This window comes from Rhizobium sp. BR 314 (genome assembly GCF_047445805.1).
Classification (GTDB): domain Bacteria; phylum Pseudomonadota; class Alphaproteobacteria; order Rhizobiales; family Rhizobiaceae; genus Rhizobium; species Rhizobium lusitanum_B.
Map to the genome: position 1 here is coordinate 324,805 of NZ_JARWLA010000006.1, position 14,243 is coordinate 339,047.

Consider the following 14,243-nt stretch of genomic DNA (forward strand, 5'->3'; position numbering starts at 1 on the left):
AATGTCATATCTGACGCGTCGGCTGATGACATTCCCGCTGATCATGCTGGGCGTGTCCATCTTCGTCTTCGTCGCCATCCGGCTGGTGCCGGGCGATGCGATCACGGCGATGCTCGGAACGAATGCAGGTCTTTTGACACCAGAGCAGCGGGAGGCCCTTGCCGCCTATTTCGGCATCGACCAGTCCTGGCCAGTCCAATACTGGCATTGGCTGCTCGGGGTATTCCAGGGCAATCTCGGCATATCCGTCACTTATGGTAAGCCGGTGCTCGACATCATTCTGGAGCGCTTTCCGCTGACGCTCGAGCTTGCCTTGCTTTCCATGGTCATTGCGCTCGCCATAGGCCTGCCGGCCGGCGTCTTTGCTGCCACGCGCAATGAAAAATTTTCTGATCTTGCCGTGCGCATCGTCGCCATGATCGGCCAGTCGACGCCGAACTTCGTTCTCGGCCTGCTGCTTATCTATGCTTTGTCCGCTGGTTTCGGCGTGCTCCCGACCATGGGCGCTTTCACGCCAATCTGGCAGAACCCAATTGAAAATCTCGGTCAGATGATCCTGCCGGCGCTGACGCTGGGCTTCGCCTTCGCCGCCTCCGTAACGCGTGTCGTGCGCTCCGCCATGCTCGATGTCCTGAGCGACGATTACGTTCGCACGGCCCGCAGCCGTGGCGTTCCCGCGCGCGGCGTCATCTGGCGGCATGCGCTCCCGAATGCACTGATCCCGGTGGTGACGCTGAGCGGCGTCGAATTCGGCTACCTGCTCGGCGGCGCCGTGCTGGTCGAGCAGATCTATGCCCTGCCGGGGCTCGGGCGCATGGTGCTCGACGCTATCCTGCAGCGCGACTATGCGCTGGTGCAGGGGAGTGTTCTGTTCATTGCCTTTAACTTCATGATCGTCAATCTGCTCGTCGATCTCGCCTATGTGGCGCTCGATCCGCGCGTTCGGCTGGGAGAAGGCTGATGCGGATCCTCAAGGCTATTTTCGGGCATGTGAGCGGCCGGATCGGCGGCATCATCGTCCTCGTTTACGTCGTGCTAGCCATCCTCGGTACACTCGGTGTAACTCCGCATGATCCGCTGATGCAGAACCGCATCGACCGCCTGCACGCTCCGAGCCCGACCTATTGGATGGGCACAGACCTTTTCGGCCGTGATGTCGCAAGCCGGCTGATGCATGGTATCGGTGAATCCTTCACGGTCGCCTTCTTCTCCGTGGCCGTCGCAACCGCAATCGGCACCTTGCTCGGCTTGACCGCCGCGTGGTCGGGCAAGCGCTGGGATGGCGTCATCATGCGCACTATGGATGTGCTGCTCGCTTTTCCGGCGATCCTGCTGGCGCTGTTGATCATCGCCATCGTCGGACCTGGCACCTGGACCAGTGTCGCTGCAATCGCGATCGTCTATACGCCCATCTTTACCCGCGTCGTGCGCGGTCCGGCGCTTTCATTGAAGGGGCGCGATTTCGTCGACGCGGCTCGCACGTTCGGCAGCAGCCGCTCGTACATTCTGACCAGACATCTTCTTCTCAATCTCGTCGCACCATTGACCGTGCAGGTGACGTTGGCGCTTGCCTGGTCGTTGCTGACGGAGGCTGGTCTAAGCTTCCTTGGCCTGGGAACGCAGCCGCCGGCCTCCTCATTGGGCCTGATGCTGAGCGACAGCCGCAATCTCATGGAAACAGCGCCCTGGCTGCTGATCTTCCCGGGCGTGACCATCATGATCTCCATTCTTGGCTTCAACCTGCTCGGTGATGCGCTGCGCGATATCCTTGATCCGAAGATGCGGAGGTCTACGGTATGACACCGCTTCTCTCGGTTTCCGATCTTCGCGTCGGCTTCGGCCGCAATCCGCAGAGCAACCCCATCGTGCGCGGCGTCAGCTTCGATCTCGACGCCGGCGAGACATTGGCAATCGTCGGCGAGAGTGGGTCGGGCAAGTCGGTCACGGCGCTGTCGATCAACCGTCTCGTCGATTTCGGCGGCGGCCGCATCGTCGGCGGGTCGATCCATCTGAAACGTGCCGACAACAGCATTCTGGATCTCACCAAGGCTGGCGAAGCGGTACTGACGAAGATCCGCGGCGGCGAGATCGGCATGATCTTCCAGGAGCCGATGACCTCCCTCAATCCGGTCCTGACCATCGGCACGCAGATTGAGGAATCGTTCCGGTTACATCGCGGGTTGACGGGAAGCCAGGCAAAGGCAGCCGCCAAGGATGCCTTGGATCGCGTGCGCATTCCCGATGCCGCGCGCCGTCTGACCTATTGCCCGAACCAGCTTTCCGGCGGCATGCTCCAGCGCGTGATGATCGCGACCGCTCTTGCCTGCAATCCGCGCCTGTTGATTGCCGACGAGCCTACGACGGCGCTCGATGTCACCGTCCAGGCGCAGATCATGGCCCTGCTTGCCGAGCTGAAGCGCGAGATCGGCATGTCGATGATCTTCATCACGCACGACATCGGCCTTGTCGCTGGCATAGCCGACAAGGTCATGGTGATGCAGTCCGGCGAGGCGGTCGAGCAAGGTGAACTCAACCAGATCCTCGATCATCCCACGCATCCTTATACCCAGCATCTCCTGCATTCCGTCCCGCATTTTGCCTCAGGGCAGGCTGCGCGCACGGATTTCCAGCGTGACGAGATGCAAGCCGAGCCGGCCTTGAAAGTGGCTGGCTTGACTGTTCGCTTCCCGGTCAAGGGCAGCTTCCTGCGTCGCTCGACCGGTGCGGTCCATGCCGTCGAAGGCGTCGGCTTCGATCTCATGCCCGGCGAGACGCTGGCGATCGTCGGCGAGAGCGGCTCGGGCAAATCCACTACCGCGCGGGCGATCCTCGGGCTGGTCAAGTCGACTCGCGGCACATTCACGACCAATCCCGGCAAGGCTGCGGATCGCACCAGCGCCGTGCAGATGGTGTTTCAAAATCCCTATGCCTCGCTTAATCCGAGACTGCGCGTCGACAACATCCTAGCCGAACCGGTGATCGCCAAAGGTGGTCGCGTTTCAGCCGAAACGCGGCAACGGATGATCATGCTCTTGAAGCGCGTGGGCCTGCCGGAAAATGCCCTTGAACGCTACCCGCATGAGTTTTCAGGCGGCCAGCGGCAAAGACTGTGCATCGCTCGCGCCTTGATGCTGAATCCTTCCGTGCTGGTGCTCGACGAAGCTGTGTCCGCGCTCGACGTTTCCGTTCAGGCCCAGGTCCTGGAATTGCTGATCGAGCTTCAGCGCGAATATGGGCTCGCGTACCTCTTCATCTCGCATGACATGGCGGTCGTGGAGCGGATCGCGCATCGCATTGCTGTGATCTACGCCGGGCAGATCGTCGAAATCGGTGATGCCGCCTCCGTCTTGTCGGAACCCAGGCATTCCTATACCAGGCGGCTGATTTCGGCGGTGCCGACAGTGGCGCGCCGCAAGGAAAACTTCACGCTCGACACGCGTCAGGTTCCTTCGCTTGTGCGGCCGATCGGCTTTGAGCCGGCGGCGCCGGAATGGCGCCAATTCGCGCCGGATCACATGGCTCTGGCGGAAGCCTGAGCAACCGGCGAGGAGTAGGATATGGCTGGGGGGTATATGCAATTTGAAGAACGGTTCGATCGGGCCTTTGCACCGCTCGAGCAGGCGGTGGCGTCGGCCCGCATTCCAGGCGGCGTCCTCGGCATGGTCGATCTCGACGGCAACCGGCTCGTGCGTGCCATCGGTTCGGCGCAGAAGATCCCGAGCGTCAGGCCGATGTTGACAGACACATGGTTCGATCTCGCTTCGCTCACCAAGGTGATTTTCACCACGCCGCGTATCCTTGCGCTGGCGGAGGCCGGCATCATCGATCTTGATGCACCCTTGACGACGTTGCTGCCGGATCTGCGTCAGTACAGTGCCGAGGCCTGGGAGCGGAAGGTGACTTTCCGGCAATGCCTTGGCCATCAGACGCCTTTTCCTGCCGTCGAGCCGATCTACACCTATGGCCGAGATCCGGACCTTCTGCGCGCCTTCATTCTGCAGCGTGAATGGCGGGCCGGCCCGCCAGTCTATTCCGATATTAACTTCATCCTGCTTGGCTTTGCACTTGAGCGCCTGACCGGACAGACGATCCGCGCCATGGACCCCGGCCCGGGCTTTGCCTTTTCCGCAGCACCCAACGAGTCAGCGGCGACGGAAGATTGCACCTGGCGCCACCGCATCCTCTCGGGCGAAGTTCACGACGACAATTGCTCGGCATTGCAGGGTGCTGGCCATGCCGGGCTCTTCGGAACGGCGGCAGCGGTTCTCGATTTCGCCAGGGACCTGCTCGATGGCAGCGGCGCAGCGGCGCATTCGATCGTGCTGATGCGGACGCCGCTTTCCGGCACACGTACGCATGGCTGGGAACGGCCATATGATGGCTGGCATGGCGGCGCTCTCTGCTCGCCGGGAACCATCGGTCACACCGGATTTACCGGGACAGCTCTCTGGATCGATTTCGACAAGGGCAGGGCCTGGACCCTGCTCACCAACCGCATTCATCCGACGCGTCATTTCGACAGCGGCATACTGCCGCTTCGCCAGGCCGTCAGCGATCGCGCCAACGCTGCATAGGAGCTTCACAATGGAACCAATTTGGGCCGTTGGTCTGATGACCGGAACCGTCCTCGACGGCAATATCGATGTCGCCATGCTGAAGACGGATGGCGAGCGGATCGAAGAGTTCGGCTCCTATGTGCTCGCTCCCTATCCCGGCTGGATAAGAACGCTGCTGGAAGAGACGCTGCGACAGGCACGGACCTGGAATTTTGAAGGCCCGGAACCGGCGATCTTCAAGGAAGCGGAAGAGGCCCTGACGAGAGCTCAGTCCGAGGCCGTAAGAGAGTTGGTGGAAAGCAAGGGGATGACGATGGCCGACATCGGCGTCGTCGGCTTTCACGGGCAAACGGTACTGCATCGGGCGCCGCAGAAGGATCGGCTGGGGCAGACGCGTCAGCTCGGCGACGGAGAGCTGATGCACTCCATCCTCGGCACCAAGGTTGCCTATGATTTTCGCTCGGCGGATATGCGTGCTGGTGGCCAGGGGGCGCCGCTTGCCGCCGTCTACCACACTGCGTTGCTGCGTGGCGCGGGTGCGGCCGGCGAAACCGCCATCCTCAATCTCGGCGGCGTTGCCAACATCACGTGGTGGGATGGCGAGGACACGTTCATCGCCTTCGACACCGGCCCTGCGAACGCGCCGCTCAACGATTTCATCAAGTCTCATGGTCTCGGCGAGATGGACCGCGACGGTGCGCTCGGCCGCGCCGGCGCGGTTGACGAGGCAAGGCTCGAACAGCTCCTGCAACACCCCTATCTCACAGCTCCCTATCCGAAGTCGCTGGACCGCTTCGATTTCGGTGCGTCCATGGCCGATGGCCTTACCCCAGAAGACGGTGCCGCGACGCTTTCGGCCTTCACAGCAGGCGCCGTCGGCAAGGCGCTCGATCTTCTGCCGCGCCGGCCGAAGAAGGTCGTCGTCAGCGGTGGCGGCCGGCACAATCCGACGATTATGTCGATGCTGCAAAGCCGCGCCGGCGTCGAGCCGATTTTTGCTGAAACGCTGGGCTGGCGGGGCGACGCCGTCGAAGCGGAATGCTTCGCATTTCTGGCAGTTCGCGTGCTGAGGGGCTTGCCGATCAGCTTCCCGGGAACAACAGGAGCTCCGGTGCCGATGCGAGGCGGACGTCTCGCCGGGTAGAGTTTCTGTTTGGAAGCCGGACGCCGCTACAGGTTTTCGCCGCCGCGCATCGATGCTATGAACATGCCACGAATTTGCGATCGATTGGTCTCGGACGGATATCGCTGGGATGGCAGGCAGGCAGAATCGGACAAATTTCCTCGGCGCCATCGCCGGCATTATGGTCGCATGCGCTATAGGCGTTGCGACCTGCTGTCCAGCGAGAGCGCAACCGGAATGGAGTATTGCGCCACCGGTTTGTGTCTCCGGTCCGATGGCGACGGTGACCGGTGAGACGCTCTGTCTGCGCAAGGATAGTTACAATCGCGATCTATGCGTCGCCATCGAATATTTCGCCGGCGCCAACCATTTGCCGCCGGATTATCTGGCGCGGCTGGTCTGGCGCGAAAGCCTGTTTCGTTCCGATGCCGTAAGTCCGAAAGGCGCGCGCGGGATTGCGCAGTTTATGCCGGGGACGGCGCGGCTACGTGGCGTTCGCGACAGTTACGATGCGCTCGAAGCGCTTGGCAAGGCGGCGACCTACCTCGATGAATTGCGTAACCGTTTCGGCAATTTGGGGCTTGCGGCGGCTGCCTACAATGCTGGCGAGGGCGGCCTCGCCAACTTCCTGAACTCCGGCGGGCTTCCCTATGAGACGCGCAATTATGTGACGGCAATCACCGCCCACAGTGTCGAGGAATGGCGGGATGATCCACCCAATTCGGCGGCTCCCGTGCTCGACAAAGGCAGATCTTTCATCGACTCCTGCGTTGCGCTCGCCGAGACCCGGCGTCTGAAGCCCGTCGTTTTGGAGCAGGAGCGCCCTTGGGCGCCCTGGGGTGCTCAACTGGCGGAGCATTTCCAGCCCGATGTGGCCCGGCGAATCTTTGCGGCGAATATCAGAAGACTGCCTTCGCCGCTGAACGCGGAAAAACCCCTGATCGTTCGCCAGCGCAATGCCGATTTTGGCCGCCGAATTCGGTATGCAGCACGTATAGGGCGTCAGACGCGAGAAGAGGCCGATGCCATCTGTACCCAGGTTCGGCAGCAGGGTGGCTCCTGCCTGGTTTTCAGGAACTAGTTTTCTTGGCGCAGGAAGGCGACGCTGCTCGATTGCGCTTTACTCGCTAATGTCACGAGCTTATTTCTTGTAAGCCCGACCTTTGGGAGGAAGTCTTGGTAACCAAAGGAGCTTGTGATGGCGAAGAAGCGTGACGTCCCCGGTATTCGTCCCTATAACAGCCCCGCAGGCGGCTGGGGAGCCTTAAAAGCGACCGCCAATGCGGTGCGCGAGCAGATGGACATCACGGAGGCGCCTGGCCTTCTTTTCCGCACGAACAAGCCCGCAGGATTCGATTGTCCAGGTTGCGCCTGGCCCGACAAGGAACATACTTCCACGTTCCAATTCTGCGAAAACGGCGCCAAGGCTGTCACCTGGGAGGCGACGAACAAGCGCGTCACACCGGAGTTCTTCGCCGAACATACCGTCAGCGAACTCCTGACATGGAGCGATTACGAACTCGAAAATTCCGGTCGTTTGACGCACCCGATGGTCTATGATCATGCGACCGACACTTATCGGCCGGTCGCCTGGGACGATGCTTTCGCCCGCATCGGCGAAGTGATGCGCAGCGTGCCAGACCCGGACATGGTCGAATTCTACACGTCGGGCCGAGCCTCTAACGAAGCGGCATTCCTTTTCCAGATTTTCGCCCGCGAATATGGCACCAATAATTTTCCCGACTGCTCGAACATGTGCCACGAGGCGACCAGTGTCGGGCTGCCGCAATCAATCGGCATCGGCAAGGGTACGGTATCGCTCGACGACTTCGACGAATGCGATCTCATCATCTCCATGGGGCACAATCCGGGCACCAACCATCCGCGTATGATGGGCACTCTGCATGAATGTTCGCGGCGAGGCGTTCCGATCATCGTCTTCAATCCGTTGAAGGAGCGGGCACTCGAGCGCTTCGCCGATCCGCAGAATCCAATCGAAATGGGCACCTTCGGTTCGACGCGGATCGCTTCCTCCTACTATCAGGTTAGGATCGGTGGTGATGCGGCAGCGCTGAAAGGCATCATGAAGGCGGTTCTTGCGCTTGCCGAGACCTCCGAAGACGTGCTCGATCATGCCTTCATCGCCGAACACACGACAGGCTTCGAGGCGCTTGTTGCCGATCTCAAACAGACGGAATGGGCCGACATCGAGCGCGTGTCGGGTCTGCCTCGGGCCGATCTGGAACGCGTTGCTGCCGCCTATGTCAAATCCAAGGCGACGATCGTGGCTTACGGCATGGGCATTACTCAGCATGCCAGGGGAACGGCTAACGTCCAGCAGATCGCCAATCTGCTGCTGTTGCGCGGAAATTTCGGCAAGCCCGGCGCCGGCATCTGCCCGCTGCGCGGTCACTCCAACGTGCAGGGCAACCGCACCGTCGGGATCACCGAAAAACCGAACGCAGCGTTGATCGAGGGCATCGACCGCGCTTTCGGCTTCAAATCTCCCGCCCATCACGGCCATGATGCCGTTGCCGCCATGCAGGCGATGGCGGAGGGGCGCTCCAAGGTATTGATCTGCCTCGGTGGTAATTTCTCGATCGCACTCCCAGATCCCGAGCTGTGCGCCGAGGGCATGCGTAAGCTCGATCTAGCCGTTCATCTGAATACAAAGCTCAATCGTTCGAACCTGCTCACCGGCAAGGAGTCTTTCCTGTTTCCCGTGCTTGGACGCACCGAGCAGGATGTTCAGGCGACCGGAGCGCAATCGGTGACGATCGAGGACTCCATGTCGATGGTGCACGCCTCGCGCGGCCGCCTGAAGCCGGCCTCAGACGAATTGCGCTCAGAGCCAGCCATTGTTGCCGCCATGGCGCAGGCGAGTTTGCCCGATAGCAAGGTCGGCTGGATGGAACTTGTGGCCGATTACGATCTGATCCGTGACAAGATCGAAATCGTCTATCCCGATTTCGCGAATTATAACGAACGTATCCGCGTACCTGGCGGCTTTCGCCTGCCGCTTGGGCCGACGGAACGCATCTGGCATACTGCTTCGGGCAAGGCCGAGTTCAAACTATTCTCGGGCCTCAACGAAGATATCCTGCTTTCGGACAGCAGCATCCTCAAACTTGCGACCATTCGTAGCCACGATCAGTACAATACCACGATCTACGGCCTCGACGACCGCTATCGCGGTGTCTTCGGCCGCCGTGACGTGCTGTTCATGAACGACAAGGATCTGCGCGCCAATGGATTGGAGCATGGTGATCTTGTCGAGATCGAAACGGCGCTGCCTTCCGGGGCGAAGCGGCTGTTGCAGCTGACGGCGATTTCCTACGATATTTCGGAGGGCTCGGTTGCGGCCTATTACCCCGAAGCCAATTGTCTGATCCCAATCGACTATCAGGACAAGGAAAGCGGCACGCCGTCTTACAAGTCCATTCCGGTGCGCATCAACAAGGCGGCATGATCTGATACGACGACAGGGTCGTCGCAGAGATGCTTAGGAAGTTGCCGGCCGGGGCGGTACTCGCCCGGCCGGCACGTCTCTTTGGGACTATGCTTGGTATTATCCGATGGTCATCAGGCTGGCATTGCCCCCGGCAGCCGCCGTGTTGATCGATGTGGTCACTTCTTCCAGCAGCCAGTTGAGGCAATAGGCATCGGTCTTGTTGACGATCTCATCGCTTGAGGCTGCTTGCGTGAGGACCAACGGGCCGGGAAGCGCAGCGATCGCCTTGATGCTCTGCTTGACTCTGTCGGCATCCCCTTCGATGAGGGCGCCCGCGAACGGTCCGTCGGCCGCCCAGTCCTTCGACCAGGAAATGCGGCTCGCAACCGTGGACGGCAGGTTCCGAAGCTCGTTCTGCAAACCCGAGGCGGCGTCGATGGTGATCGAGTTGCCTGTCGCGAGAGCGGCTGCGAGCTGGACCTGCAGGCCGAGTACCGTCTGCGGGACGAGCAGGATTCGCCCACGTGGATGCAGGGCATAAAGGTTCAGTTCACCGACCGGGCCTGGAAGCTCGACGTTGAAGCCTAGGGACGACTGACCGGCAAGCGCCTTGGCCTGCTTGGCAGCCCCGGCGGCACCGTTATGGTCGAGCCAGTTGAGATATTGCTGCGCAGCCGTATCGGTCTGAACGCTTGCATCGCGCAACGGTTCCGTTGAGGAGACGACGAGGCGGCGCAGATACATCGGGCCGCCCGCCTTGGGGCCGGTGCCTGAGAGGCCGCGGCCGCCGAAGGGCTGAACGCCGACAACGGCGCCGATGATGTTGCGGTTGACGTAGAGGTTACCCGCCTTCACGCGGCTGGTGACATGGGCAATCGTATCGTCAAGCCGGGTATGCAGACCGAACGTCAGGCCATAGCCGGATGCGTTGACGTCGTTGATCAGCTTGTCGAGCCCCTTGCGCTTGTAGCGGATGATATGGAGCACGGGGCCGAAGACTTCGCGCTTGAGGTCGCTCAGCTTCTTCAGCTCGATGATGGTGGGGGCGACGAATGTGCCCTTTGCCGCGCTGGCGGGGAGGTCGAGCTGTTCCACGGAGCAGCCGAGCTTGCGCATGCGTTCGATGTGCTCATCGATGCCACGCTTGGCGTTGTCGTCGATAACAGGTCCGATATCGATGGCGAGCTTGTCGGTGCGGCCGACTGAAAGTTCGCGAAGTGCGCCGCGCAACATGGTCAGCGTACGGTCGGCCACTTCTTCCTGCAGGCAGAGCACGCGCAGTGCAGAGCAGCGCTGTCCGGCGCTATCGAAGGCGGAGGCGATAACGTCGCCGACCACCTGCTCGGCGAGAGCCGATGAGTCGACGATCATGCCGTTCTGGCCACCGGTTTCGGCGATCAGCGGGATCGGTTTGCCGTATTTCGACAGGCGTTCGGCAAGCTGCGCCTGGATCAGGCGGGCAACTTCCGTCGAGCCGGTAAACATGACGCCGGCGGTTTCAGGCGAACCAACGAGCGCCGCACCCATTCTGCCGCTGCCCGGCGCGAACTGGAGGACGTCGTGCGGGATACCGGCCTCATGCAGGATGCGAACGCCCTGGGCTGCGATCAGCGGCGTGTTGCCGGCCGGCTTGGCGACGACTGGGTTGCCTGCGACGAGCGCTGCGGCAACCTGACCGGTGAAGATCGCCAGCGGGAAGTTCCACGGGCTGATGCAAACGACCGGGCCGAGAGGGATGCTGTCCGTCGACAGTACTTTGCGGGCTTGGGCGGCATAATAACGCAGGAAGTCGATGGCTTCGCGGACTTCGCCGACGGCGTTGGCGGCCGATTTGCCCGCTTCGCGGATCGTCAAGCCGACGAGCAAGGGCATCTCGCCCTGCATCATGTCAGCGGCACGTTCGAGGATCGTCGCGCGCGCATCCGGGCTGACGGATGCCCACGATGCCGTGGCGTTTGCGGCAAGGCGCATCACCTCGGCCGCATCATTGGGATCGAGCTCTGCAACCTGGCCGACGACGTCAGAATGGTCTGCGGGGTTGAGAATAGGGCGCGTCTCGCCACGCTCAGAACCATCGGCAAGCAGCGGCTTGGCGATCCAGCCTTTGGCGGCGGAGGCGTGCAGCTGGCCGGAAAGATCGGCGAGGGCCATTTCGTTCGACAAGTCGATGCCGGCGGAATTCTGTCGCTTGCCCTCGAACAGGTCGGCGGGAAGAGAAATCTTGTCATGCTGAACGCCCATCACGGGCATGGCGCGCACCACCTCGACCGGATCGGCGATCAAATCTACGACGGAAACGGCGGGATCGGCAATCTTGTTGACGAAGGACGAGTTGGCACCGTTTTCCAGCAGGCGGCGGACGAGATAGGCAAGCAGCGTTTCATGGGTGCCGACTGGCGCGTAAATGCGGCACGGACGGTCCAGGTTCTTGGTGCCGACGACCTCTTCATAGAGGGGTTCACCCATGCCGTGCAGGCATTGGAACTCATACTTGCCGACCGAAAAATCGCTGCCGGCCATCTGGTAGATCGTCGCCAATGTCTGGGCGTTGTGGGTGGCAAATTGCGGGAAGATGACGTCGGTTGCTGAGAGCAGTTTCTTGGCGCAGGCCACATAGGAAACGTCGGTGTAGATCTTGCGGGTGTAGACGGGGAAGCCTTCCAGGCCGTCCAGCTGCGCGCGCTTGATCTCGGCGTCCCAATAGGCGCCCTTGACGAGACGCACCATCAGGCGGTGACCGGAGCGGCGGGCAAGATCGATGATGAAATCGAGGACGAAGGGGCAACGCTTGCCATAGGCCTGCACGACGAAGCCGATGCCATCCCAGCCGGCAAGCTCCGGATCGAGGCAAAGCGCTTCCAGCAGGTCGAGCGACAATTCCAGCCGGTCGGCCTCTTCGGCATCGATGTTGAGGCCGATATTATACTGCTTGGAAATCAGGGCGAGCGCCTTCACCTTCGGCAGGAGTTCGCCCATGACGCGGTCGACCTGCGAGCGCGAATAGCGGGGGTGTAGCGCGGAGAGCTTGATCGAGATGCCGGGGCCTTCGTAGATGCCGCGGCCGGCAGACGCCTTGCCGATTGCATGAATGGCGGTCTCGTAGTCGCGGTAGTAACGTTCGGCGTCCGCATGCGTGGTCGCTGCTTCGCCGAGCATGTCGTAGGAATAACGGAAGCCCTTTGCCTCGAGCGAGCGGGCGCGCTTAAGCGCCTCGTCGATCGTTTCGCCGGTGACGAACTGCTCGCCCATCATGCGCATGGCCATGTCGACACCGCGACGGATAACCGGCTCGCCGCAGCGCGCGATCAGTCGGGTCAACGAGGCGGAAAGGCCGCTTTCGTTGACAGTCGATGTCAGCTTGCCGGTGACGACCAGGCCCCACGTCGCCGCATTGACGAACATCGAGCGACCGCCGCCCAGATGCGACTTCCAATCACCGCCGGCGATCTTGTCGCGGATCAGCGCGTCACGGGTTGCGGTGTCGGGGATGCGCAGCAAGGCCTCGGCAAGGCACATGAGCGCGACGCCTTCCTGGCTCGAAAGCGAGTATTCCTGCACCAGCCCTTCGACGCCGTCACCCTTGTGCTTGGCGCGCAGTGCCTCGATCAGCGTCTTTGCAGTCTTCTTCGCAGCCTCGCGAACAGCGTCTGGCAGAGTGGCGGCCTCGACCAGCATGGGCAGGCACTCGGTCTCAGGGCGCCGATAGGCTGCGGTTATCGCCTTGCGAAGCGGGCTCTGGTGTTGGATCGGCGGTGCGAATTGCGAAAATGGGGCAGCGTCTGGAGCTGGTTCTTCGGTGGCGAGCTGGGCAGAGACAGTCATGATAACCTCAAAATGCAAGGGTCCCGATAACCAGGCAGGCGCGATGATTTCGCCCTTCCCGGTCCTCCCCGTTGCTTCGACGAGAACATACTTCATTCCGGGAAAGCGTTCCGCCTTGAAACTGCGGCTTTCCAGTCATATTGAACTTCAAATTGCTTTATTTCAAATAGGAATGCCTACGCAGATGATCAAACCCAGTGAAATTGACCAATTCGATCAAAAGATCCTCGATGCGCTGGTCGAGGATGGCCGCATGTCTATCACCGAGCTCTCCGAACGAGTCGGTCTTTCCAAGACACCTTGCCAGGCACGGCTGAAAAAGCTCATCGATTCCGGATATATTGACGGCTTCAAGGCCGTACTCAATCCGATCAAGCTCGGGCTCGACCATGTCGCCTTTGCGGAAGTGAAGCTGACGGACACGCGCGAGGAAGCTTTGCTCAGCTTCAACAATGCCATCAAGAAGATCAAGGAGATTGAGGAATGTCACATGATTGCCGGACGTTTCGACTATCTCTTGAAGGTGCGCACCTCTGATATCCGGCGCTATCGCATCGTCCTGGGAGAGAAGATCTCCAGCCTGCCTTTCGTCGCTAGCACCTCCACGAATGTGGTGATGCAGTCGGTGAAGGAAAACTGGTCTTAGAGCACGTCGCGCAAGACTGTAGAGCGGTTCTGCTGCGACGGCACGCGTAAAACCCAGGACTTAAGGCGCAACAAGCGTATCTTGGGGATCGCGATGCGCGCTGAATAGCTTTTGCTAGGCCATTTCGAACAGGGGGGCAATTTGGCCTCGTTCGACGATACCCCATCCTGTCACCGAGACGTTGATCTAGATTTCGCCATCCGAATCGGATCATTGCCGAGGGCTAAAATTAGTAAGGTGGAGTATGCATGGAAATGAACGCACGCGACCGCGACCTTGTTGAGGTTATGAAGCGGTACTTTGCTGTCAAGGCCGAGGTAGAGGATGTAAAGATCCGCCTCGAAGCGGCAAGGCGGGAAAGCGGCGAGGAGATCGAGGTCTTCTACAATCCCCGCATCAATATTGATCACGCCACCGATATCCTTCACTCGCATTCCCTCAAGCAGGAGCTGGCCCGGTTGATGGATTGGGCCGAGGCGTGGGGACGTCAGGATTTGGCGACAGATCCTGCCTGACGGCCGCGTTCGGACCGTCAGGCAGGAATGGCTTTGTCGAATTGGCTCAGCTATCCGATTTCAGCTTGCCCGCCGTTGCCCAAGCATCCTTCGAAATCTCGGTAATGATGATTTCCACCGATTCCGGTGG

10 protein-coding genes are annotated in these 14,243 nt (G+C 60.9%); 9 read left to right on the top strand and 1 reads right to left on the bottom strand.

All coding sequences use genetic code 11. The features are described from left to right. The first annotated feature begins 1 nt into the window (after position 1). The 7 genes from QD461_RS11735 (at position 2) to QD461_RS11765 (ending at position 9,148) form a co-directional block, all read left to right on the top strand. Entirely contained in the window at positions 2-961 is a 960-nt protein-coding gene (locus QD461_RS11735; protein WP_414087917.1) for an ABC transporter permease, read from the top strand. Beyond that, a complete protein-coding gene (locus tag QD461_RS11740) occupies positions 961-1,800 on the top strand; it encodes an ABC transporter permease (protein ID WP_414087918.1) in 840 nt (279 codons plus the stop codon). Before QD461_RS11735 ends, QD461_RS11740 begins: the two co-directional genes overlap by 1 nt. Further along, on the top strand, positions 1,797-3,536 hold the full coding sequence (locus tag QD461_RS11745) for a dipeptide ABC transporter ATP-binding protein (RefSeq protein WP_414087919.1): 1,740 nt from the start codon (positions 1,797-1,799) through the stop codon (positions 3,534-3,536). Before QD461_RS11740 ends, QD461_RS11745 begins: the two co-directional genes overlap by 4 nt. Positions 3,537-3,557: 21 nt before the next feature. Next, positions 3,558-4,574 carry a serine hydrolase domain-containing protein gene (locus tag QD461_RS11750; protein ID WP_414087920.1) on the top strand — a complete coding sequence of 339 codons (1,017 nt, stop codon included), beginning with the start codon at positions 3,558-3,560 and terminating at the stop codon, positions 4,572-4,574. Between the two features lie 10 nt (positions 4,575-4,584). Then, entirely contained in the window at positions 4,585-5,700 is a 1,116-nt protein-coding gene (locus QD461_RS11755; RefSeq protein WP_414087921.1) for an anhydro-N-acetylmuramic acid kinase, read from the top strand. 109 nt (positions 5,701-5,809) lie between these two features. Further along, a complete protein-coding gene (locus tag QD461_RS11760; RefSeq protein WP_414087922.1) occupies positions 5,810-6,760 on the top strand; it encodes a lytic transglycosylase domain-containing protein in 951 nt (316 codons plus the stop codon). A gap of 117 nt (positions 6,761-6,877) precedes the next feature. Next, positions 6,878-9,148: an FdhF/YdeP family oxidoreductase gene (locus QD461_RS11765; protein ID WP_414087923.1), complete on the top strand. Its 2,271-nt coding sequence runs from the start codon at positions 6,878-6,880 to the stop codon at positions 9,146-9,148. Positions 9,149-9,247: 99 nt separating this feature from the next. Here QD461_RS11765 and putA read toward each other — a convergent pair whose 3' ends face one another. After that, complete coding sequence (gene putA / locus QD461_RS11770; protein WP_414087924.1) at positions 9,248-12,952, bottom strand: trifunctional transcriptional regulator/proline dehydrogenase/L-glutamate gamma-semialdehyde dehydrogenase; 3,705 nt, start codon at positions 12,950-12,952, stop codon at positions 9,248-9,250. 184 nt (positions 12,953-13,136) lie between these two features. On the opposite strand from putA, the gene QD461_RS11775 reads away from it, so the two are divergent. Together QD461_RS11775 and QD461_RS11780 are read left to right on the top strand one after the other, a co-directional pair. Next, positions 13,137-13,598, top strand: coding sequence for an Lrp/AsnC family transcriptional regulator (locus tag QD461_RS11775; protein WP_414087925.1), 462 nt, complete (start codon positions 13,137-13,139; stop codon positions 13,596-13,598). 248 nt (positions 13,599-13,846) lie between these two features. Further along, complete coding sequence (locus QD461_RS11780) at positions 13,847-14,113, top strand: hypothetical protein (protein ID WP_414087926.1); 267 nt, start codon at positions 13,847-13,849, stop codon at positions 14,111-14,113. The last annotated feature ends 130 nt before the right edge of the window (positions 14,114-14,243 follow it).